The sequence below is a fragment of the Rhizobium sp. NLR16a genome, from assembly GCF_017948245.1.
Lineage (GTDB): Bacteria > Pseudomonadota > Alphaproteobacteria > Rhizobiales > Rhizobiaceae > Rhizobium.
This window is the reverse complement of record NZ_CP072865.1, coordinates 3,966,375-3,987,091: the sequence shown is the minus strand read 5'-3', so window position 1 is coordinate 3,987,091 and position 20,717 is coordinate 3,966,375. Positions and strand designations below refer to the sequence as shown.

At 61.8% G+C, this 20,717-nt stretch carries 21 protein-coding genes and 1 other RNA gene; 9 read left to right on the top strand and 13 right to left on the bottom strand.

What is annotated here, in order from left to right; translation table 11 throughout:
* Positions 1-7: 7 nt before the first annotated feature.
* Positions 8-104, bottom strand: an RNA gene (ffs, locus tag J7U39_RS19360) — signal recognition particle sRNA small type.
* 89 nt (positions 105-193) lie between these two features.
* Here ffs and J7U39_RS19355 point away from each other — a divergent pair.
* From J7U39_RS19355 to J7U39_RS19335, 5 genes are all read left to right on the top strand, one after another.
* Positions 194-604 (top strand): HIT family protein, encoded by a 411-nt coding sequence (locus J7U39_RS19355; protein WP_210629646.1) that lies wholly within the window; start codon positions 194-196, stop codon positions 602-604.
* The gene (gene nudC, locus J7U39_RS19350) at positions 601-1,560 is read left to right on the top strand and encodes an NAD(+) diphosphatase (protein WP_210629645.1); all 960 of its coding nucleotides are present in this window, start codon (positions 601-603) and stop codon (positions 1,558-1,560) included. The genes J7U39_RS19355 and nudC overlap by 4 nt, the downstream gene beginning before the upstream one ends.
* 4 nt (positions 1,561-1,564) lie before the next feature.
* Positions 1,565-2,260: a YafY family protein gene (locus J7U39_RS19345; RefSeq protein WP_210629644.1), complete on the top strand. Its 696-nt coding sequence runs from the start codon at positions 1,565-1,567 to the stop codon at positions 2,258-2,260.
* Between the two features lie 142 nt (positions 2,261-2,402).
* The gene (locus J7U39_RS19340; protein ID WP_210629643.1) at positions 2,403-2,663 is read left to right on the top strand and encodes a hypothetical protein; all 261 of its coding nucleotides are present in this window, start codon (positions 2,403-2,405) and stop codon (positions 2,661-2,663) included.
* 132 nt (positions 2,664-2,795) lie between these two features.
* The gene (locus J7U39_RS19335) at positions 2,796-3,164 is read left to right on the top strand and encodes a VOC family protein (protein WP_210629642.1); all 369 of its coding nucleotides are present in this window, start codon (positions 2,796-2,798) and stop codon (positions 3,162-3,164) included.
* Between the two features lie 19 nt (positions 3,165-3,183).
* Here J7U39_RS19335 and J7U39_RS19330 read toward each other — a convergent pair whose 3' ends face one another.
* Both J7U39_RS19330 and J7U39_RS19325 read right to left on the bottom strand, forming a co-directional pair.
* Positions 3,184-4,038, bottom strand: a complete 855-nt coding sequence (locus J7U39_RS19330; RefSeq protein ID WP_210629641.1) for a prephenate dehydratase — start codon at positions 4,036-4,038, stop codon at positions 3,184-3,186.
* Positions 4,039-4,048: 10 nt separating this feature from the next.
* Positions 4,049-4,804, bottom strand: a complete 756-nt coding sequence (locus J7U39_RS19325) for a 3-deoxy-manno-octulosonate cytidylyltransferase (RefSeq protein WP_210629640.1) — start codon at positions 4,802-4,804, stop codon at positions 4,049-4,051.
* A 153-nt stretch (positions 4,805-4,957) separates the two neighbouring features.
* On the opposite strand from J7U39_RS19325, the gene J7U39_RS19320 reads away from it, so the two are divergent.
* The gene (locus J7U39_RS19320) at positions 4,958-5,521 is read left to right on the top strand and encodes a cytochrome c family protein (RefSeq protein WP_210629639.1); all 564 of its coding nucleotides are present in this window, start codon (positions 4,958-4,960) and stop codon (positions 5,519-5,521) included.
* 121 nt (positions 5,522-5,642) lie between these two features.
* On the opposite strand, the gene J7U39_RS19315 is transcribed toward J7U39_RS19320, so the two are convergent.
* Positions 5,643-6,590, bottom strand: coding sequence for an AEC family transporter (locus J7U39_RS19315; RefSeq protein ID WP_210629638.1), 948 nt, complete (start codon positions 6,588-6,590; stop codon positions 5,643-5,645).
* 524 nt (positions 6,591-7,114) lie between these two features.
* On the opposite strand from J7U39_RS19315, the gene J7U39_RS19310 reads away from it, so the two are divergent.
* Positions 7,115-8,107: an adenosine kinase gene (locus tag J7U39_RS19310; protein WP_210629637.1), complete on the top strand. Its 993-nt coding sequence runs from the start codon at positions 7,115-7,117 to the stop codon at positions 8,105-8,107.
* Here the strand turns inward: J7U39_RS19310 and J7U39_RS19305 are convergent.
* Positions 8,100-8,639, bottom strand: coding sequence for an SH3 domain-containing protein (locus J7U39_RS19305; protein WP_210629636.1), 540 nt, complete (start codon positions 8,637-8,639; stop codon positions 8,100-8,102). The two genes, J7U39_RS19310 and J7U39_RS19305, sit on opposite strands and share 8 nt — an antisense overlap.
* Positions 8,640-8,824: 185 nt before the next feature.
* On the opposite strand from J7U39_RS19305, the gene J7U39_RS19300 reads away from it, so the two are divergent.
* Complete coding sequence (locus tag J7U39_RS19300) at positions 8,825-9,826, top strand: D-glycerate dehydrogenase (RefSeq protein WP_210629635.1); 1,002 nt, start codon at positions 8,825-8,827, stop codon at positions 9,824-9,826.
* 33 nt (positions 9,827-9,859) lie between these two features.
* On the opposite strand, the gene J7U39_RS19295 is transcribed toward J7U39_RS19300, so the two are convergent.
* The 3 genes from J7U39_RS19295 to recF all read right to left on the bottom strand — a co-directional run bounded on the left by J7U39_RS19295 (position 9,860) and on the right by recF (position 12,284).
* Positions 9,860-10,333 (bottom strand): GNAT family N-acetyltransferase, encoded by a 474-nt coding sequence (locus J7U39_RS19295; RefSeq protein WP_210629634.1) that lies wholly within the window; start codon positions 10,331-10,333, stop codon positions 9,860-9,862.
* The gene (locus J7U39_RS19290) at positions 10,330-11,097 is read right to left on the bottom strand and encodes a molybdopterin-synthase adenylyltransferase MoeB (RefSeq protein ID WP_210631713.1); all 768 of its coding nucleotides are present in this window, start codon (positions 11,095-11,097) and stop codon (positions 10,330-10,332) included. The genes J7U39_RS19295 and J7U39_RS19290 overlap by 4 nt, the downstream gene beginning before the upstream one ends.
* 62 nt (positions 11,098-11,159) lie before the next feature.
* Entirely contained in the window at positions 11,160-12,284 is a 1,125-nt protein-coding gene (gene recF / locus J7U39_RS19285; RefSeq protein WP_210629633.1) for a DNA replication/repair protein RecF, read from the bottom strand.
* A 380-nt stretch (positions 12,285-12,664) separates the two neighbouring features.
* Between recF and J7U39_RS19280 the strand changes: the two genes are divergently transcribed.
* Positions 12,665-13,030 (top strand): helix-turn-helix transcriptional regulator, encoded by a 366-nt coding sequence (locus J7U39_RS19280; protein WP_210629632.1) that lies wholly within the window; start codon positions 12,665-12,667, stop codon positions 13,028-13,030.
* A gap of 126 nt (positions 13,031-13,156) precedes the next feature.
* Here J7U39_RS19280 and J7U39_RS19275 read toward each other — a convergent pair whose 3' ends face one another.
* The 5 genes from J7U39_RS19275 to J7U39_RS19255 form a co-directional block, all read right to left on the bottom strand.
* The gene (locus J7U39_RS19275) at positions 13,157-13,357 is read right to left on the bottom strand and encodes a hypothetical protein (RefSeq protein WP_085776534.1); all 201 of its coding nucleotides are present in this window, start codon (positions 13,355-13,357) and stop codon (positions 13,157-13,159) included.
* Positions 13,358-13,718: 361 nt separating this feature from the next.
* Positions 13,719-14,846, bottom strand: a complete 1,128-nt coding sequence (gene dnaJ, locus J7U39_RS19270; protein ID WP_210629631.1) for a molecular chaperone DnaJ — start codon at positions 14,844-14,846, stop codon at positions 13,719-13,721.
* Between the two features lie 85 nt (positions 14,847-14,931).
* Positions 14,932-16,848: a molecular chaperone DnaK gene (gene dnaK / locus J7U39_RS19265; protein WP_210629630.1), complete on the bottom strand. Its 1,917-nt coding sequence runs from the start codon at positions 16,846-16,848 to the stop codon at positions 14,932-14,934.
* A gap of 282 nt (positions 16,849-17,130) precedes the next feature.
* Positions 17,131-19,458, bottom strand: a complete 2,328-nt coding sequence (locus J7U39_RS19260) for a transglycosylase domain-containing protein (protein WP_210629629.1) — start codon at positions 19,456-19,458, stop codon at positions 17,131-17,133.
* Between the two features lie 542 nt (positions 19,459-20,000).
* A complete protein-coding gene (locus J7U39_RS19255; protein ID WP_210629628.1) occupies positions 20,001-20,693 on the bottom strand; it encodes an SH3 domain-containing protein in 693 nt (230 codons plus the stop codon).
* Between the last annotated feature and the right edge of the window lie 24 nt (positions 20,694-20,717).

Below are 20,717 nucleotides of genomic sequence, written 5' to 3'. Positions count from 1 at the left end.
AGAGAAGGTGGGAGGCTGGCACGATGACCCGTGCCGGGCTCGTTAGGGCTGCTTCCTTCCGGACCTGACCCGGTTGGCGAGTGGCTCGTCCACCACCAACCTCCCGGATGCACATATCGGCAATATCGTCATCAAAAGCAAGCCAACATCCAAAAAAACTGCTAGTCCTAGGAAAAGACAGGAGGAATGTCCCTTGGACGGTTTTGTGCTCGACCCCCGGCTGGAAAACGACAGCGTCAGCATCATGGTCACCGGTCTCTGTGATCTCAGATTATCCAAGGATGCCCGCTGGCCGTGGCTCATTCTGGTCCCGCGCCGGGCCGGCATTGCTGAAATTTTCGAGTTGACGCCGCTCGATCAGGTGCTGCTCGCCTTCGAGACGGAGCTTGTCGCCAAGGCCTTGAAGAACATCACCGGCGCGACAAAAATCAACATAGGGGCTCTTGGCAACATCGTCCGCCAGCTTCATGTTCATGTCATTGCCCGCTTCGAAGGCGATGCCAACTGGCCGGGTCCCATCTGGGGTTTCGAGCGCGCCGAGCCTTACGAGGACGCAAGGAGAGACGAATTCACAGCAAAGCTGCGGGAAGCCCTTTCATCATGAACCATTCGCTTTTCGATTCGGATGTGCCGCATCCGGAACCCAGCAATCTCACTGCCTTTGCCGCCAACGACCTCAATCGCGATTCCGAACATCGCGACGAACATTCCGTCGAAAGGGCGCTGGCAAAGGACGGTACCCATATCTTCGCCTTTGCCCGGGACAAGCTGGTGCTGAAACATGACGGCCAGGTGCTCGATCCGCTGTTTGCCCGTTACGAACTGCAGGAATTGCAGCCGAATTGGGACGAGACTGTGCTGCTCGGCTACCGCAAATCAGGCGAGCCGCGCCTTGCCGTTCCCGTCGGCATCGACGTCGAGGACCTTGCCAGCCAATACAAGCCGGCCGACGGCCGCACGCTGTTTCGCGAGATGCTGATCGACGAAGTCTTGCTCGGCGAATTCGCCCAGGCCGCAAGCCTCATCCGCTGGAATGGCGACAACCGCTTCTGCGGCCGCTGCGGCGCGGCGATGGAGATTCATATCGGCGGCTACAAGCGCGTCTGCGCCGCCTGCGAACACATGATCTTCCCTCGTACCGACCCCGTCGTCATCATGCTGACGATCGACGAGACGCGCGACCTTTGCCTGCTCGGCCGCAGCCCGCATTTTGCGCCCGGCATGTATTCCTGCCTTGCCGGCTTCGTCGAACCCGGCGAAACCATCGAGAATGCCGTGCGCCGGGAAACGTTGGAGGAATCGGGCATCCGCACCGGCCGCATCCGCTATCACGCCTCGCAGCCCTGGCCGATGCCGCATTCGCTGATGATCGGCTGTTACGCCGAGGCCAAATCCACCGAAATTACACGCGACGAGACGGAACTCGAGGATTGCCGCTGGTTCACCCGCGAGGAAACAATCGAGATGCTGGAACGCCCGAGTGCAACGGGCAAGGCCTCTCCACCGAAAGGGGCGATCGCCCACCGCCTGATGCGCGACTGGGCGGAGTGGAAGCGGTAACACGATGCCGGTCGCCCGCTCGGAACGGCTGCTGACGCTGCTCCAGACGCTCCGGCGTTATCGGCGGCCGGTGACCGGAACTGTTCTTGCCCAGGAAACCGGCGTCAGCCTGCGCACGCTCTATCGCGATATTGCCAGCCTGCAGGCCCAGGGGGCGATGATCGAAGGCGAAGCGGGCATCGGTTATGTGCTGAAGCCCGGCTTCATGTTGCCGCCGATGATGTTTTCCGAAGAAGAGCTGGAAGCCTTGGTGCTCGGTTCGCGCTGGGTGGCCCGCGCCGCCGAGCCGCGCCTTGCGGGCGCCGGCGCCGATGCGCTCGCCAAGATCGTCGCCGTGCTGCCGGCCGACATGCGTGAAACGGTCGATTCGGCGACACTGTTCGTTGGTCGCAAACGCCAGGACGAGGACAGGGCTGATGTTTCGGCTATCCGCAAGGCGATCCGCCTGGAGCGCGTGCTCGAACTGCATTACGGCGACGAGCAGGGCCGTATCTCCCGCCGCCGTGTCTGGCCCTTCGCGCTCGGCTATTTCGAGCATGTGCGCATCATCATGGCCTGGTGCGAACTGCGCCAGGATTTTCGCCATTTCCGCACCGATCGCATCATCGACATGGCGGTCCATGAGATGCGTTATCCCCGTCGCCGCACGGTGCTCCTAAAGGAATGGCGCGAGACGCAGGACGTGCCGCTGGAGACCTGAACGCTGCTGCCATAAACTGTCAGCAGGGAGAGTTATTATCAGCCTCACTTCACTACAGCGCCGCGCGTCTTCGGACACGCAGGAGGCTGTGACATCCAGGTTTTGCGCATCGTGCCGATGCGCTTGGGAAGGAGTACTGATCATGGTAACGCCTCCAATCATTCAACAGGCCGGCGATCGCTTCGCCTCCGATAGTTTTGCAGATATCATTTCGGCCGAAACTTTTGCCGACGTCCGGCAGTCGGCACGCTCCGGCCTGCTGCGCCTGGCTATGAGCCTTTTCCGGATCCCCGAGGCAAGCCGCTCGAAACTCGATGTCGAAGCCATGCCGGATTCCCGCAGGCGCGACCTCGGTTTCATGGATGGGCGCAACCCGCGCCTCCAGGACCGGTTCCCGCTCTAAATATCTGATTGTCCAGCTCATCCACTTGACGAGAACGGGGCGTTGCTTTCGCGGCGCCTTTCGTTTCCTGCTGCCACAAATTGGCAGCAGGACATCTCGCATGACCCAACTTACAGCAACGGGAGAATCGAAATGACCAGCCCCAATCTGATAATCCTCTATGTCAAGGATCCTGCCGAAAGCGCCAGCTTCTACCGGAACCTCCTGAACCGCGAGCCGGCCGTCGAAGCGCCGAATTTCGTCGCCTTCCCGCTCGATGGCGGCTTCACCCTTGGTCTCTGGCGGCGCAGCAAGGTCGAGCCGCAGCCTTCCGCCATCGGCAATCGAGGCGAAGTGGCCTTCATGGTGGCGGGAGAAAATGCCGTCGCCAGGCAATATGATGACTGGCGTCAGCGCGGCCTGCCGATTGCCCAGGAACTGACCGAACTCGATTTCGGCCCGACCTTCGTGGTGCTCGACCCGGACGGGCATCGGCTGCGCGTCTGCGAGCCGGATAAATAATGAGAGAGCGCGAGGCCTGTTAAAGCAGACCTCGCATCACATGCCCCTTGTAGACGCCGAGGATGCGCACCTTTTCGGAGAAGAAACGCAGCTCCTCCAATGCCCGGCGAACGTTCGGATCGTTCGGATGGCCCTCGATATCGGCGTAGAATTGCGTCGCCACGAATTTTCCGCCGAGCTGATAGCTTTCGAGCTTCGTCATGTTGATATTGTTCGTGGCAAATCCGCCGAGCGCCTTGTAGAGCGCGGCCGGAATGTTGCGAACGTTGAAGACGAAGGTGGTGACGACCTTTTCCTCGGCCGAACTGCGTTGCGCCCATTCCTCATCGCGGGACAGGATGACGAAACGGGTAACGTTGTTTTCGGTATCCTCGACGTTCTCGGCGACGATCTCCAGCCCATAGAGATCGGCGGCAAGGCGCGGCGCGAGTGCCGCCATCGAGCGATCGCCGGTTTCCTTGACGAGTTTAGCCGCCCCCGCCGTATCGCCGGCGATGACAGGCTTCCAGCCGTGAGCGCGCACGATCTTGCGGCATTGGCCGAGTGCGTGGATATGGCTGTGCACCGTGCGGATCTCGTCCTGGGTGACCCCGGGCAGCACCATCAGCTGGAAGCGGATCGGCATGAAATATTCGCCGATGATATGCAGCCGCGATTCCGGCAGCAGATGATGGATATCGGCAACGCGTCCGGCAATGGTGTTCTCGATCGGGATCATTGCGATATCGGCGTCGCCATTGTCGACGGCCGTGAAGGCATCCTCGAAAGTCTGGCAGGGCAGCGGCTCCATGGTCGGAAACATGTCGCGGCAGGCCATGTCGGAATTGGCGCCGAATTCGCCCTGGAAGGCGATCCTGTTGGTCTTGATGTTCATGATCGTCCTGTCAGTTCTGCCGTGCAGAGAGGATGCGCCGCGCTTTTTCGAGGTCGGCGGGAGTATCGACACCGAGCGGAACCGTGTCAACGATCTCGGCATCGATGCGCATGCCGGCCTCCAGTGCCCGCAGCTGCTCCAGCGACTCGCGCTTTTCAAGCGTCGACGGGCCGAGCGACACGAACCGTTCGAGCGCCGCGCGCCGATAGGCATAGAGGCCGATATGATGGTAGAGCGGCCCCTTGCCGTAGGGCGCCGTGGCGCGAGTGAAGTAGAGGCCGCGCAGGCGGGTGTCGGAAATCGGCGAACCGATGACCTTGACGATGTGCGGCGCGGTCTTGTCCTCCTCATTATCGATTTCGATGGTCAGCGTGCCGATATCGACCGCCTCGTTCTCGAGGGGGCGCAAGGCCGCCCGCACTGTTTCCGGCTCGATCGTCGGCAGGTCGCCCTGGACGTTGACGATGAACTTCGCCTTGCCGTCCGGATCGACCTTCGTCAACGCCTCGAAGATGCGGTCCGAGCCGGATTGATGATCCTTGCTGGTCATGACAACTTCGAAGCCGGCGGCGGCCACCGTATCGAACACCTGCGGATCGTCGACGGCGACGACGACCCGGCCGATTTCGGCTTCTCTTGCGCGCATCGCCACCTGCACGACCATCGGCAGTCCGCAAATATCGGCGAGCGGCTTGCCCGGAAGCCGGGTGGAGGCCATCCGTGCCGGAATCAATACGAGCACGTCGTCGAAATTTGAATCACGCATTGTTCGGGCCTTCTATTCCGGGCTGAAAAGTGTCAAAAAGTCTCACGCATAAGACCATTTAGACAGTTGCAACGAACAGTCAAAAGACATAGGTTCCGCGCGATTTCAAGATGGTCCGGTTCTTGTCTGCCGGCTGCAAGGGGAGCATTGCAGATGAATTCATACGTCAATACGGCCGTGGGGGCGCTGCTCGGAACGATTTTCGTTCTGATGTCGGTCTCCATCGCGTCCGAGGGGATCTTCCATTCCGAAGCGCCGGAGAAGGAAGGTTTCGCGATCGTTGCCGAAGAGGCGCCGGCCGCCGGTGGCGAAGCTGCGCCGGCCGCTGCCGTTCCGATCGCGCAGTTGCTCGCTTCTGCAGATGCCAAGGCCGGTGAAGCGGTCTTCAAGAAGTGTCAGGCCTGTCATGACGGCACCAAAGGCGGACCGAACAAGGTCGGTCCGAACCTCTTTGGTGTCGTAGATCGCCCGATCGCCTCGCATGAAGGCTTCGCTTATTCCGCTGCGATGAAGGATTTCTCCAAGGGTAGCAGCGAGAAGTGGACTTTCGAGAACCTCAACAAGTTCCTGCTGGCGCCGAAGAAGGATGTTCCCGGCACCGCAATGGGCTTCGCCGGTCTGGCGAAGGATCAGGATCGCGCCAACGTCATCCTCTACCTGCACACGCTCGCTGATTCGCCGGTGCCGCTGCCGGATCCGAAAACGGCCACGCAGTGAACGGCGGGATGATCGCCTGATTTTCAAAGCCCGGCCCGCGCGCCGGGCTTTTTGCTGCGCGAAGAGCGAGTTTTTGCGCGCGTCGTTATGACAAGACCGCCGCGCATTTTGGGTGACATGCTCAGGCGCCGAGGAAATAGGCCCAGAGCGAGACCGTGATGGCGCCGAGAGCCGTTGTCACCGTGATCGTCGAGGCGGCGAGGCTGTGACCGACGCCGAACCGGTTGGCGATCAGCCAGGCGTTGACGCCTGTCGGCACCGACGAGGTCAGCACGATCGCTGCCGTCCATGCAGGGTTGAGGCCGAGGAGATGGCTCGCCGCCCAGACGCAACCGGGCAGCAGCAGCAGCTTTAAGCTCGAGGTGACGCTGGCAATACCAAAATTGCCGGAGACGCCGTATCTCTCCAGCGCCATCCCGAGCGAGATCAGCGCTGCCGGACCGGCAATGCCGGCAATCTGATTGACGACCGTCGCCAGCGTTGCAGTCATGGTAAGGCCGGAAAGGTGCATGGCCATGCCCGCCGCAAGCCCGATCACCAGCGGATTGCGTATGAGATTGATGGCGATCTGGCGAAGCACGAACATCATGCTGCGGTCGCTTTTGCCGGCGATCTTGCGCTCCGCATGCTCCATCAGCACTGTGCCAGCGACCATCATGACAGGCAGATGCACGGCAAGGAGGATCGACAACGCCACCAGCCCTTCGTCGCCGATGGTCCGCTGAACGAGCGGCAGCCCGATGAAGACGTTGTTGGCGAAGGCTGAGGACACCCCGGCGAGAACGCCGATCCGTTCGTCGCGGCCGAAAAGCCGCGTGGCGGCGATATGCCCGGCCGTCCAGGTGATGGCGACGCCGGAGAAATAGACGATCCAGAGCCGGAAAGGCGAGGCGCCGTGGAAATCCGCTTCGGCGATGGTGCGGAAGAGCAGCAGCGGCACGGCGATCTTGAAGACGAATTCGCTGAGCGCGTCGCCGACATTCGACGTCATCAGGCCGCTGCGAACGATCACCCAGCCGATGAGGATCAGGATGAAGATGGGGAGGACGTCGAGAATGATGGCTGACATGAGGCAGGATGCTCTGCGGGGGAGGGGAGTATCCGACTTCTACAGCATCGGCCCGAAAATCGGAATCGATTTTCGGTAAGTCCGATGCGTAGATTTAAAGAGTGAGAGCGTCCTTTGCATCCGAACGGATGCACGGCGCTCTGGCAGCAAAAGGTTCGAATTGAAAAGGCAAGCGCCGCCCGCTCCGGCGCTCGGCTCTCCGCAAAGCAAAAAAAGCGGGCACAGCCCGCTTTTCCGCTCCGGCCCTGCCGGATATCCCGATCACGAAGCTGCCAGTTCATCCGTGGTCAGCATCGCGCCGGTAAGATCGAAGGGATCATCCCTCGGGCGCCCGGCCGCAACTGAAAGCTGCTCATGCCGGTTTTCCTGCGAGTTTTTGTAGATTTCGAAGATGACAGCGGCGTGACGAATAAGCGGCACTTTTGCGAAGAAATAGATGCGCCATTCACCATTTGTCCTTCCAAACCGCAGAAATTTCGCTAAGACCGAACCCCGGCTATCACAAATCCGGGACCCCCCATTTCATGACAAGATTCGATGTTCTGACGGTCGGCAACGCAATCGTGGATATCATCGCCCGTTGCAACGACCAGTTCCTCATTGACAACCAGATCACGAAGGCGGCGATGAACCTCATCGACGCCGAACGCGCCGAACTCTTGTATTCGCGCATGGGACCGGCACTGGAAGCCTCCGGCGGCAGCGCCGGCAACACGGCGGCGGGCGTTGCCAACCTCGGCGGTAAGGCCGCCTATTTCGGCAATGTCGCCGCAGATCAGCTCGGAGACATCTTTACCCACGACATCCGCGCCCAGGGCGTCCACTATCAGACGAAGCCGAAGGGCACCTTCCCGCCGACGGCGCGTTCGATGATCTTTGTCACCGAGGATGGCGAGCGTTCGATGAATACCTATCTCGGCGCCTGCGTCGAACTCGGTCCTGAGGATGTCGAGGCCGATGTCGTCGCCAATGCCAAGGTCACCTATTTCGAGGGTTATCTGTGGGATCCGCCGCGCGCCAAGGAGGCGATTCTCGATTGCGCCCGCATCGCCCATCAACACGGCCGGGAAATGTCGATGACACTGTCCGACAGTTTCTGCGTCGACCGATATCGCGGCGAGTTCCTCGATCTGATGCGCTCCGGCAAGGTCGATATCGTCTTTGCCAATCGCCAGGAGGCGCTGTCGCTTTACCAGACCGACGATTTCGAAGAGGCGCTGAACAGGATCGCCGCGGACTGCAAGATCGCCGCCGTGACGATGAGCGAGAACGGCGCCGTCATCCTGAAGGGCCGCGAGCGTTATTACGTCGATGCGATCAGGATTCGGGAAGTTGTTGACACAACGGGCGCCGGCGACCTGTTTGCCTCCGGCTTCCTCTATGGCTACACGCGGGGAAGGTCCCTGGAGGATTGCGGCAAGCTCGGTTGTCTCGCCGCCGGCATTGTCATTCAGCAGATCGGCCCACGCCCGATGACCTCGCTTTCCGACGCCGCCAAACAGGCGGGGCTTATTTGAAGGCCTCGCCGGGATAGGCGCCCCAGATTTCCGACTGCGCCACCCAGCCTGCGGCGCCGTCGGTTTCTGCGTGGCACCAATCGCCGTTGCATTCGCCGATCGTCAGCATCACGCCGGGTTCCAGCTTGGCGACGATCGAGGCGGAGGGCTGCGCCTCGCGGCGCAGGTTGACATAGACGCCCTTGCCCTTCGCCTTCATCCAGGGTGCGGCGATCGCCGCGCGCTGGCCTGACAGCAGCGACTGATTGACCCAGCCTTCAGTGCCGTCGGCATCGCGGATGCGGCGCCAATTGTCGTATTCCTGGATGATTTCCACCGGCAGGCCGGATTTCAGATACATCCACGATACGGCGAAATCCGTTCCGGGGCCGATGCGCAGGTTGACGCGCTTCGATTTCAATGTGACGAAGCGCGGCAACGGCAGGCCGCTCGGCCCTTTGGCCGCCTGCGCATGAGCAAATTCTAAGGTTCCCATGGATGCGGCCAGAGCGATCGCGAGGGCGAGGCAGGACTTCAGGACTTTGCTGCGCATGGAGGCTTCCGTTTGCTCGAATTCGCGGGCAAGCCCGGCCTGCACGCGGTCCGGGCTTTGACATTCCCCGGCTGCACCACGAGTTTTGTTTGTCTTCGCGTGCGGGTCTGGTAGAAATTGCCCGGAACGGGAAAATTATCACCCCTCTTGGTTAAAGACCTCTGAACAAGGCACCGCAGGCAGCCATGACAGCGAAGAAAAAACCGAAGGTCTATATCACCCGCAAGCTGCCGGATGCCGTCGAAACCCGAATGCGGGAGCTGTTCGATGCCGAGCTGAACATCGATGACGCGCCGCGCTCCGTTCCCGAGCTTATCGCCGCTGTCCGGACTGCCGACGTGCTGGTGCCGACGGTCACCGATCGCATCGATGCGGCCCTGATCGAAGAGGCGGGGCCGCAGATGAAGCTTATTGCCAGCTTCTCCAACGGCACCGACCACATCGACGTCGAGGCGGCGGCGCGCAAGGGCATCACCGTCACCAACACGCCGAACGTCCTGACCGAGGACACCGCCGATATGACAATGGCGCTGATTCTCGCGGTTCCGAGGCGGCTCGGCGAAGGGGCGCGGATCCTGACCGACAAGCCGGGCGAGTGGGCCGGCTGGTCTCCCACCTGGATGCTCGGCCGGCGCATTCACGGAAAGCGCATCGGCATCGTCGGCATGGGGCGTATCGGCACGGCGGTGGCCCGCCGCGCCAAGGCTTTTGGTCTTTCGATCCACTATCACAATCGCAAGCGCGTCAATCCAGCCGTCGAGGACGAGTTGGAGGCAACCTATTGGGAAAGCCTCGACCAGATGCTGGCCCGTGTCGACATCGTCTCGATCAACTGCCCCTCGACACCGGCAACCTTTCACCTGATTTCGGCGCGCCGCCTGGCGCTGCTGCAGCCCACCGCCTATCTCGTCAATACAGCGCGCGGTGACGTCGTCGATGAAGCCCAGCTGATCAAATGCCTGAGGGAGGGCAAGATCGCCGGCGCCGGCCTCGACGTGTTCGAGAACGAGCCGGCCGTCAATCCGAAGCTCGTCAAGCTCGCCAATGAGGGCAAGGTCGTGCTGCTGCCGCATATGAGTTCGGCGACGATCGAAGGCCGGATCGACATGGGCGACAAGGTCATCATCAATATCCGCACCTTCATCGACGGCCACAGACCGCCGAACCGGGTGCTGCCGGGCCGGTGAGCTAATTCGGGGAGCGGATTCGGTCGATGCGCGTCAGCGAGTAAGGATCTTCCGCATCTCGACGAAGGTCGTCCTGGCAAAACCAGGATGGGCCTTTTCGGCGCTTCTGGAAAATCCCCAGGCGGCAAAGACGGCGTGATTGTCGGTGAGCTCGATGCGTGTCTCCAGCCGCAAAGCGGCAAAGCCGAGTTCTGCAGCCGTCTCCTCGGCAACTGCGAGCAAACGCCTGCCGAGGCCCTTGCCTTGCGCTGCCGGCAGAACGGCGAGCTTGCCGACATAGAGACAATCGGCCTCCGGCCGCAGAAACAGGCAGCCGGTCAGTTTGCCATCGTCGATGACGACATGGCCGATCTCGGCCTCAGCCTTTGCTGCCAGCGCCTCCGCCGTCAGACTGAGCGCCGAGGACGGCGGATCGATCCTCCCGTTCATCGAAGCGAAGGCCGTGAGGATGAGGGCGAGCAGCTCGTCCCAGCGCGTGAAGCTCCGATCAAGGCGGATAATCGTCATCCGGCCTGCCTTGCGCGGCGGCGCTTGTAGCGCACGGTTTCGAACCGGGCCGAGAGTGCGTCGTAAAGCAGCAGCCGCCCGATCAGCGGCTCGCCGGCGCCGGTGACGAGCTTGATCGCCTCCATCGCCATCATCGTGCCGATGACGCCGGTGAGCGCGCCGATGACACCGGCTTCGGCGCAGCTGGGGATCAGGCCCGCCGGTGGCGCCTCGGGAAACAGGTCGCGGTAGCCTGGGTTGGGCGCTCCGTCCTCGGCCGTCGCGTAAGGTTTTAGCACCGTCAGCGAACCGTCGAAACGACCGACGGCTCCGGTGACGAGTGGGATACGTGCTTCCTCCGCCGCATCGGCCGCGGCATAACGCGTATCGAAATTGTCGGAGCCGTCGATCAGGAGATCGAAGCCGGACAATTGACGCCGGGCAGTCTCGCGAGAAAAGCGTTCCTCGAAGCGGATGAGCCGCACATGCGGGTTGAGCCTGGCAATGGCCAAGGCGGCGCTTTCGGTTTTCCGCTCGCCGATCGTGCCGGAATCATGGATCACCTGGCGCTGCAGATTGGACAGCGACACCCGGTCGTCGTCGACGATGCCGAGCGTGCCGATACCGGCGGCGGCGAGATATTGCAGAATCGGCGCACCGAGCCCGCCGGCGCCGATCACCAGCACGCGGGCGGCCTTGAGTTTCTGCTGGCCTGCGCCGCCGATTTCGGGGAGCAGGATATGGCGTTGATACCGGGCGATTTCATCGGGGCTGAGAGGTTCCATGGCGGCGATGGTAGCATGGCCCCCGACATCGGGAAAAGCGACATCGGGAAAAGCTGTCTCCCTCATCCGAACACCCTTCCGTCCGCAACCGTAAAGAACTGCGCCCTGTCGCCGAGGGCCGAGAACATTCCCCGATCCGTTCCGGTCATGAAGGCCTGACCGCCCAGTCCGTCGATGAGGTCGAACAACGCGGCGCGCCTGTTCTCGTCGAGATGCGCGGCGATTTCGTCGAGCAGCAGGATCGGCGCATGGGCGGTAAGATTGCCGACGAGTCGTGCATGGGCAAGCACCAGGCCGACAAGCAGCGCTTTCTGCTCGCCGGTGGAACAACGCGCCGCCTCCATCGCCTTTTCGCGGTGGTGGACGATGAGGTCAGCCCGGTGCGGTCCCTCCAGCGTGCGCCCCGCGCCGGCATCGCGGTAGCGGCTCTCGGCCAGCATTTCCGCGTAGTCGTCCTCGAGGTCGACCGATGGGCGCGAGAACTGGCCGTCCATGAAGCCCGAGAGCTGCAGTGAGGCCGAGGGGAAAGGCGAGCTCTCCAGTGTTTCCTCGATCAGCCGGCTCAAAAGGCCGAGCATTTCCTGGCGGGCGAGCGCCATGGCAATACCGAGGCTTGCCATCTGTTCTTCGATACCCGCAAGCCAGGAAGGGTCGAAGCGGCTCTCGTCCAGCAGTTTGTTGCGGCTGCGCATGGCACGCTCGAAATCGCTGGCGCGGCGGCCGTGGGCCGGATCGAGCGACAGCACCAGCCGGTCGAGAAAGCGCCGGCGGTCGGAGGAGGCGCCGGTGAAGAGCCCGTCCATCGCCGGTGTCAGCCAGAGAAGACGCAGGTGATCGGTCAACTCGTCGGCGGTTTTTGCCGGGGTGCCGTTGATGCGAAGCCGGCGGGCTGTGGTCTCCTCACCCGCTTCTATGCCGGTTCCGATCTCGACCTCGCCCTCCATGCCATCCAGCGCCGCGAAGATCGAAAAGCCGCCGGCCGCGCCGACGCGGGTAATGTCGCCATAGGCGGCTCGGCGCAGGCCGCGGCCGGGCGAAAGCAGCGAGACCGCCTCCATGAGATTGGTCTTGCCGGCGCCATTGTCTCCGGTCAGCACGGCGTGCCGACCATCGAGGCTAAGGCTCGCGGCCGCATAATTGCGGAAGTCCGTCAGCTTCAGACGGGAGAGAGAAACCTTATGCGGCATTGCGTATCCGGGTCCGTGAAGCGTGACAGCTAAGCCGAAGCGGCGCAGATGGCAAGCGCGCAGCTTCGCGCGCGGATCGCGCCCGCTTGACGGGGAGCATCGTAAACACGGTCAATTCCGGAACTTTTCGGTACGGTTTTCTCGAACCCGCGAAAAATACAACCGAATCCGAGGCGTCGAGATTGGCCGTCCTTACCGACGACAGCCGTCGTCGTCGCGCTCCGATCACCTGGATGACAGGGCTTCTGCGGCATTTCTCGGCGTTTGCTGACGTAACGTGACGCCTGCAAAAAGCCGGTTGAATTTTGCAACTACAGGATTGCCTTATCTCGGGAAAACGATATGGTGAACAAAAGGTTCATGTATAAGAGAGTGGTGAAGTGCCAGATCCGGTCGATATCATCGTTGGTCGCAACATCAGACAGCTTCGCGCCATTCGTCGTGTTTCCCAGCTCGAGCTCGGTGAAGCACTCGGACTGACTTTCCAGCAGATCCAGAAATATGAAAAGGGAACGAACCGGGTTTCAGCCAGCAAGCTGCATCAGATCGCGGTTTTTCTCGGCGTCGAGATCGCCGCCCTCTTCGAGGGGACCGATATATCGGAATTCGGCGGCCGTATCGAACTCAGCCCTGATGCCTATGCCCTTGCGCTGAGCTACGACAAGCTGAATTCGGCGGCAGGCAAGGAAGCGGTCAAGACAATCCTTACACTGATGAGCGGCGAAGCGGTCGATAGCGCCGCCTGACTCCGCTGAAGCGGTTAGCTGACCTTCGGGAGAAGCAAGACTTCTCCAGACAGGGATGACCTCCGAGCCATGTCGGGGGGGCTGCCTGTCCCCAGCGGTAGACGCATTTCGCGACGCGTTGGTGAATCAGTGAATCTCGCACCCATGCAACGCCGTTAGCAGGTCGTCCTGCGTCTGGTGGCCGGCGTGGTAGAGGTCGATCGCGATACTGGCGATGGAAAGGCCCTGCTGGCTGCGAAGCTTGATATTGCGCTCGGCACACCATGTGTAAATGGCGCCGGCGAGAACGTCGACATCTTCGGACTGAGAGGAAAAGGCTGGCGCCATGATGGATACTCTTGCTTCGTGGTCCCCGTTAGAGCGCCTGCGTCCAATTGGACGCGCGGGAAACGCTCTGTCGCTCTGAAACTGCGCATCACCCCCTGACATCGATTCCGAGCTCCTGGGTCATGCGCTGACAGCAGAGATTGGAGTCATTTTAAAAACTTGCAAGCGGCATCATCGGGCTGCGTTAACGCAAGTTCCTGTTCCGAGTGGGCACCGTGTCGATCTGGAACAGATTGCGCGGCAGATCTGGAACAGATCGCCTGGCAGGAACTGCCCATGTCCCAAATCAGGATTTGCGGGTGCAAAAAAAGCCGGAGACGTTTCCGTCCCCGGCTTTCGCGATTGCCTATCGATCGACGGCTCAGCCTTCGAAGAATTCCTTCATCCGGGCAAAGAAACCCGTCGACTCCGGATTGTTCTCCTTGGAAGAAATCTGCTCGAATTCCTGCAGCAGTTCGCGCTGACGCTTGGTGAGCTTTTGCGGTGTCTCGATCTGGATCTGGATATAAAGGTCGCCCGTCTGCGCCGAACGCAGCACCGGCATGCCCTTGCCCTTGAGACGGAACTGTTTGCCGGCCTGCGTGCCCTCAGGCACGCTCACCCGCGATTTGGTGCCGTCGAGTGTCGCTACGTCGAAGGTTCCGCCGAGAGCAGCCGTCGTCATCGAGATCGGCACGGCGCAATAGAGGTCGGCTCCGTCACGCTGGTAGAATTCATGCGGCTTCACCGACAGGAAGATATAAAGATCGCCGGCCGGTCCGCCGCGAGCCCCGGCTTCGCCCTCGCCCTGTAGGCGGATGCGCGTGCCGTCCTCGATGCCGGCGGGAATATTGACCGAGAGTGACCGCTCTTCCGTCACCCGGCCCTGGCCGTGGCACTTCGGACACGGATCGGGAATGATCTGGCCACGGCCGTGGCAGGTCGGGCAGGTCCGCTCGATCGAGAAGAAACCCTGCGCCGCGCGCACGCGGCCCGTGCCCTGGCAGGTGCCGCAGTTCTTCGGTTGCGTGCCGGGCTTGGCGCCTGAACCCGAACAGACGTCGCAGGTGACGGAGGTGGGAACGCGGATCTGCGCCGTCTTGCCCGAGAAAGCCTCTTCCAGCGTTATTTCCATATTGTAGCGAAGATCGGCGCCGCGTTCGCGGCCTCCCGACGAGCGCTGGCGCGCCCGTCCGCCGCCCATCATCTCGCCGAAAATATCCTCGAAGATGTCGGAGAAGCCGCCGCCGGCAAAGCCGCCGCCACCGCCGCCCATGCCGCCATGCTCAAAGGCTGCGTGGCCATAACGATCATAGGCTGCCCGCTTCTGCGGGTCCTTGAGCATTTCATAGGCTTCGTTGATTTCCTTGAACTTCCGTTCGGCTTCCTTGTCATCCGGGTTCTTGTCCGGATGATATTTCATCGCCAGCTTTCGGAAGGCGCTCTTCAGCTCTTTCTCGTCCGCCGATTTGGCTACACCCAGAGTTTCGTAAAAGTCCGCTTTTGCCATTAAGGATTAAACCCCGGAAATGGATTTCCGGCTGCCATGGTGAGCAGCCGGATCAGGTGTTGAAGCATAACCACGCCGCCGCGGATTACGCGGACTTCTTGCGGTCGTCGTCCTTGATTTCCTCGTAGTCGGCGTCGACGACATTGTCGCCGCCTTCCGCGGAGGTATCGGGAGCAGCGCCGCCTTCGGCCTGCTGTGCTTCATAGATCGCCTGGCCGAGCTTCATGGAAACTTCCATCAGCGTCTGGGTCTTGGCCTTGATGTCTTCGGCGTCGGCTTCGGTTGCCTCGGTCGAGGACTTCAGCGCGGCGATCGCATCCGAGATGGCGGTGCGGTCGGCTTCGGAGACCTTGTCGCCGTAATCCTTCAGCGACTTTTCCGTGGAGTGGATCAGGCTCTCGGCCTGGTTCTTGGCTTCCACGGTCTCGCGGCGCTTCTTGTCTTCGGCAGCGTGGGATTCGGCATCCTTCACCATCTTTTCGATGTCGGCGTCGGAGAGGCCGCCGGAAGCCTGGATGCGGATCTGCTGTTCCTTGCCGGTGCCCTTGTCCTTGGCCGAAACCTGCACGATGCCGTTGGCGTCGATGTCAAAGGTGACTTCGATCTGCGGCACGCCGCGCGGCGACGGCGGCAGGCCGACGAGGTCGAACTGGCCGAGCAGCTTGTTGTCGGCAGCCATTTCGCGTTCGCCCTGCGAAACGCGGATGGTGACGGCCTGCTGGTTGTCTTCGGCGGTCGAGAAGGTCTGGCTCTTCTTAGTCGGGATTGTCGTGTTGCGTTCGATCAGACGGGTGAAGACGCCGCCGAGTGTCTCAATGCCGAGCGACAACGGGGTGACGTCGAGCAGCAGGACGTCCTTGACGTCGCCCTGCAGAACGCCGGCCTGGATGGCGGCGCCGAGCGCAACCACTTCATCCGGATTGACGCCCTTGTGCGGCTCCTTGCCGAACAGCTGCTTGACGACTTCCTGCACCTTCGGCATGCGGCTCATGCCGCCGACGAGGACCACTTCGTCGATTTCGGCAGCGGTGACGCCGGCATCCTTGAGAGCCGCTTTGCACGGAGCGATCGTGCGCTGGACGAGATCGTCGACCAGGCTCTCGAGCTTGGCGCGGGTCAGCTTCAGCGTCAGGTGCTTCGGACCGGAGGCGTCAGCCGTGATGAACGGCAGGTTGATTTCGGTCTGCTGCGAGGACGACAGTTCGATCTTCGCCTTTTCGGCAGCTTCCTTGAGGCGCTGCAGGGCAAGCTTGTCGTTCTTCAGGTCGATGCCGTTGTCCTTCTTGAATTCGGCAACGAGATATTCGACGAGGCGCATGTCGAAGTCTTCACCGCCGAGGAAGGTATCGCCGTTGGTGGACTTCACTTCGAAGACGCCGTCGCCGATCTCGAGGATCGAAATATCGAAGGTGCCGCCGCCAAGGTCGTAGACGGCGATCGTCTTGCCGTCCTTCTTGTCGAGGCCGTAGGCGAGAGCGGCAGCAGTCGGCTCGTTGATGATGCGCAGCACTTCGAGACCGGCGATCCTGCCGGCATCCTTGGTTGCCTGGCGCTGCGCGTCGTTGAAGTAGGCGGGAACAGTGATGACGGCTTTCTCGACCTTTTCACCGAGATAGGATTCGGCGGTTTCCTTCATCTTCTGAAGGATCATCGCGGAAATCTGTGCGGGCGAGTAGCCCTTGCCATTGGCTTCGACCCAGGCGTCGCCATTGTCGCCCTTGACGATGCTGAAGGGAACGAGATGCTTGTCCTTCTCGACGGTCGGGTCTTCGTAGCGGCGGCCGATCAGGCGCTTGACCGCAAAGAGCGTGTTCGTCGGGTTGGTGACCGCCTGGCGCTTGGCCGGCTGGCCGACGAGGCGCTCGCCATCGTCGGAAAAGGCCACCATGGAAGGGGTCGTGCGCGCACCTTCCGCATTCTCGATGACCTTTGCGTCCTTGCCGTCCATGACTGCGACGCAGGAATTCGTCGTTCCAAGGTCGATACCAATTACTTTTGCCATGTCATTCTCTCCTTGAAGCAAGCTGTCGGAACCCCCAGAAGGCATTTCCCTGACAGCCCCTTACGGGATGGGTCTATTTGAGATTACGCAATCGTGATTGCGGTGATGCGGCGTATATAAGGAGCGGTTTTCTGGACTGCAAGGCGGGAAATAGCCCGGAATCCAGCAAAACGAATGTGTTGCCTTCAATTTTCGCAGCAGCCGGGAAAGAGGCCGCCCGATCCCCCGGAAGCGTGCGATTTCTAGGAAATGTGGCCTGCGCCGGGCATGCAGCACGGAATCTCATTGACCCATGATCAGATCGAGCAGAGTCGTGCGCCGAGGCTGCACCGACGAGGTCGTCTGCGGCCCACCGACATCGCCGGGCGGCACGATGCCGTCGTAGCTTGAACCGCCGCCTTCGGCAACGTCTGCAGGAGGAACAGGGCCGTTTCCGGGGCTTGCCCGCGGTTGCCGGACAGGCGCCTGCGGATAACGCTCGGCATTCTCGCCGCCGCCGAAGACGCCGGAAATGATGCCGCCGATCGTCGTTGGCGGCGGCACTTCGGCCGTGACCGGCTGCCCGCCGTCGGGCGTTGCCTGCGCCATCGGCTGACCGCTGTTCGGATTGTCGATCAGCTGGCCGTTGCCGAAGAGCGGTGCCGGCGAAAGACCCTTGTGGGCGGCGATCATGAATTCCTTCCAGGCCTTGGCAGGAAGACCGCCGCCGGTCACCTTTTTCATTGGTTTGCCGTCGTCATTGCCGAACCAGACGCCTGTCGTGAGATTGCTGGTGAAGCCGACGAACAGCGCGTCGCGCGAATTCTGCGTCGTGCCGGTCTTGCCCGCCGCCTGCCAGCCGGGAATCTTAGCACTCTTGCCGGTGCCGTTCTCGATGACGCCCATCATCATCGTATCCATTTGCGCGGCGATCTGCTCGGAAAGCACGCGCGGCGGACTGTCATAAGTATTTTCGTAGAGAACCTTGCCCTCGGCGGTCGTCACCCGGCGGATGACGTGCGGCGTCGCCTTGTAGCCGCCGTTCATGAAGGCGGCATAGGAGGCGGTCAATTCCATCAACGACACTTCGGACGTCCCGAGCGCAATCGAGGCGTTCGGCTGCAGCTCGCTTTCGATCCCGAGCCGGTGGGCGAGCTTGATCACCTGATCCGGCCCGTCATACATCACCAGCTGCGCGGCCACCGTGTTCAGCGACTTGGCGAGCGCGGTCGCCAGCGTCACTTCGCCATTGTATTTCTTTTCGTAATTCTCCGGCGTCCAGTCGCCGATGCGGATCGGCGCGTCGTTGAACACCGAAAAAGGCGTCAGCCCTTTTTCCAGCGCCGCGGTATAGACGAAGGGCTTGAACGAAGATCCCGGTTGACGCTTGGCCTTGACGGCGCGGTTGAACTGGCTCGTCGCATAGTCTCTGCCGCCGACGAGTGCCCGGATCGCCCCGGTGCCGTCGATCGAAACCAGGGCCGCCTGCGAGGCGTCGAGCTTGCCGCCCTCCTTGTCGAGCACGTCGACCAGCGACTGCTCAGCCTTCTTCTCCAGCGATTTGTCGATCGTCGTATCGACGATGATGTCTTCCTTGACGTCGCCGATCAGGCCCGGCAGCTCGTCCATGACCATGTCGGCGACGTAATGCCCGGCGCCCGACCAGTAGCTCTTGGCCGAAGCCGGGGTCTGCGACATTGCTGTCTTGACCTCGGAATCGGTGATGAAACCCTGCTCGCGCATGGCCGCGAGCACGAGCTGGGCGCGCGCATTCGCCGCTTCCGCGTCGCGGGCCGGCGAAAGCCGCGACGGCGCCTTGAGCAGGCCTGCCAGCACTGCTGCCTCGCCGAGGTTCACATCCCGCGCCGATTTGTTGAAATAGCGCCTCGACGCTGCCTCGACGCCATAGGCGTTCGATCCGAAGAACACCCGGTTGAGATACATCGCAAGGATCTGGTCCTTGGTATATTTCTGCTCCAGCCACAGCGCGAGCAGAACCTCCTGCACCTTGCGCTCCAGTGTTCTCTCGGGAGAGAGGAAGAGGTTCTTGGCAAGCTGCTGGGTCAGCGTCGAGCCGCCCTGCACCATGTGGCCGGCCGTGAAGTTGGTGACGATCGCCCGGCCGAGGCCGAGCGGATCGACGCCGAAATGCGAATAGAAGCGCCGGTCCTCGATCGCGATGACGGCCTCCGGAATATAGGGCGACATGTTTTCCAGCGACAGCGCCTCGCCGCCGGTGGCGCCGCGATTGGCAATGACGCTGCCGTCGACGGCGGTGATCTTGACGTTCGGCGGCCGCTCGGGAATCGCCCATGTGCTGGCGCTCGGCATGCGCGAGCCGTAGTAGAGGACGAGCCCGGCAATGCCGATGCCGGCCCAGATGAAAAGCACGACGCACCAATAGACCACGCGGCGCAAGAAGCCGAAAAGGCCGCCGCCCTCACGCTCCCGCGGCTCGCGCCGCCGCTGGCGGGCGGCACGCTGCGGCGGCGGCTTGGAGCCGCCGCGGCGCACGGATCCACTTCCGATGACGCGGTCATCGGCGTCGAGCGAAAATTCATCATCTTCGCGGGCCGGGCGGCCGCTGAAGGACGGTTCGATTCTGTCGCCTGATTTGCCTCTGCCTGCCATCGCGGACCGGTCGCATCCCCTGTTCGATCGCGAAGCCCACTTCGCATAACGGCGCCCCTATTACAGCGCCGGGCGTGTCTTTAGACGCGCGAAGGACGCTGTAGCACTTTGAAGTGCTGCATAATTTTTTCCTTAAACTGGTTTCGATTTAAGGAACTATGCAGCGGGCGACGCGATCATCCGAGTGAACTGTAATTGCGGCGATTTAACGGGGTGTTAAAGGCCGACAAGCGCCCGGCGCATTGTCGAAGCCGCATGGTCATGACCAGAGAGATAGGGACGCGTTGCGCCGGCCGAGCAAACAGGATTTCCGGTTTAAGGAATTATGCGGCGAGCGGAACCAATAGGCTCGACGATTGTTTATAGGGAAGCGGGACAGCCCCTCACGTCCCGCGATTGATCGGCCGTCTCCCCTCAACGCGCGCCGATCGACATCAGGCCCGGTGCATCCCCCCAAGGAGCGCCGGGCTCTTTCTTAGCTCGATTTTCGCAAAAGCACCCCGTGACGCAGAAAGGGCGGCATCGCTGCCGCCCTCAATGTTTCAGTCGCAGGCGGGATCGCCCGGACGGCAGACGAAAGGCGAAGCCCTTGGATCCGGACGATTGTGGGTGTCGGCCTTACCACCTCTGAACTGCGGCAGGTCACGGAAATCCGTGTCGGTTTTCCGACGCTCGGGCCGGCGGACTTCCTCTCTGCGATCATCGTCGCGCCAGTCCCGGTTGCGTTCCCGGTAGTCGCGGTCGCGGGAATAATAACCGCGATCGCGGTCACGGTAATAATCGCCGTCGCGGTTGCGGTAATAATCGCCGTCGCGGTTGCGGTAATAATAGTCGGGGCCGCGGCTCCAGCGGTCGCGCTCGCGATAGAAATCGCGATGGCGGTAGTAACGGTCCCAATAATTGCCGACGCTGAAGGTGACCATTGGAATGCCCAGCGGGCGATAATATTCCGGCCCGACATAGACGCGGCGTTGCTGGTAGACTGCCTGCACGTACTGGCCCGAGACCCAGCCGCGGCCGCCATAGAACTCGACGTCACACCAGTTGACGTTGGAAAGGCAGCCGCGAATTTCGACCGATGATCCGGCGGGTATGACGGCGACGGCGGGATACCGGGTGCTCGGACCCGCACGCATATTGACGTTTGCCGTCGAGTAACCCTCGGCGGCCTGCGCGATTGCCGGAGCCAGCAACAGCAGCGCGGCCCCGGCTATCTTGACGATCAGGTTTTTCACGCTTCTTACTCCTCGTTGGCGTGT

What these genes read in the sequence shown, in the direction of transcription:
- nudC (WP_210629645.1), top strand. Translation starts at nt 601, where the DNA reads ATGAACCATTCGCTTTTCGATTCGGATGTGCCGCATCCGGAACCCAGC.
- J7U39_RS19345 (WP_210629644.1), top strand. Translation starts at nt 1,565, where the DNA reads ATGCCGGTCGCCCGCTCGGAACGGCTGCTGACGCTGCTCCAGACGCTC.
- J7U39_RS19340 (WP_210629643.1), top strand. Translation starts at nt 2,403, where the DNA reads ATGGTAACGCCTCCAATCATTCAACAGGCCGGCGATCGCTTCGCCTCC.
- J7U39_RS19335 (WP_210629642.1), top strand. Translation starts at nt 2,796, where the DNA reads ATGACCAGCCCCAATCTGATAATCCTCTATGTCAAGGATCCTGCCGAA.
- J7U39_RS19330 (WP_210629641.1), bottom strand. Translation starts at nt 4,038, where the DNA reads ATGAACATCAAGACCAACAGGATCGCCTTCCAGGGCGAATTCGGCGCC.
- J7U39_RS19325 (WP_210629640.1), bottom strand. Translation starts at nt 4,804, where the DNA reads ATGCGTGATTCAAATTTCGACGACGTGCTCGTATTGATTCCGGCACGG.
- J7U39_RS19320 (WP_210629639.1), top strand. Translation starts at nt 4,958, where the DNA reads ATGAATTCATACGTCAATACGGCCGTGGGGGCGCTGCTCGGAACGATT.
- J7U39_RS19315 (WP_210629638.1), bottom strand. Translation starts at nt 6,590, where the DNA reads ATGTCAGCCATCATTCTCGACGTCCTCCCCATCTTCATCCTGATCCTC.
- J7U39_RS19310 (WP_210629637.1), top strand. Translation starts at nt 7,115, where the DNA reads ATGACAAGATTCGATGTTCTGACGGTCGGCAACGCAATCGTGGATATC.
- J7U39_RS19305 (WP_210629636.1), bottom strand. Translation starts at nt 8,639, where the DNA reads ATGCGCAGCAAAGTCCTGAAGTCCTGCCTCGCCCTCGCGATCGCTCTG.
- J7U39_RS19300 (WP_210629635.1), top strand. Translation starts at nt 8,825, where the DNA reads ATGACAGCGAAGAAAAAACCGAAGGTCTATATCACCCGCAAGCTGCCG.
- J7U39_RS19295 (WP_210629634.1), bottom strand. Translation starts at nt 10,333, where the DNA reads ATGACGATTATCCGCCTTGATCGGAGCTTCACGCGCTGGGACGAGCTG.
- J7U39_RS19290 (WP_210631713.1), bottom strand. Translation starts at nt 11,097, where the DNA reads ATGGAACCTCTCAGCCCCGATGAAATCGCCCGGTATCAACGCCATATC.
- recF (WP_210629633.1), bottom strand. Translation starts at nt 12,284, where the DNA reads ATGCCGCATAAGGTTTCTCTCTCCCGTCTGAAGCTGACGGACTTCCGC.
- J7U39_RS19275 (WP_085776534.1), bottom strand. Translation starts at nt 13,357, where the DNA reads ATGGCGCCAGCCTTTTCCTCTCAGTCCGAAGATGTCGACGTTCTCGCC.
- dnaJ (WP_210629631.1), bottom strand. Translation starts at nt 14,846, where the DNA reads ATGGCAAAAGCGGACTTTTACGAAACTCTGGGTGTAGCCAAATCGGCG.
- dnaK (WP_210629630.1), bottom strand. Translation starts at nt 16,848, where the DNA reads ATGGCAAAAGTAATTGGTATCGACCTTGGAACGACGAATTCCTGCGTC.
- J7U39_RS19260 (WP_210629629.1), bottom strand. Translation starts at nt 19,458, where the DNA reads ATGGCAGGCAGAGGCAAATCAGGCGACAGAATCGAACCGTCCTTCAGC.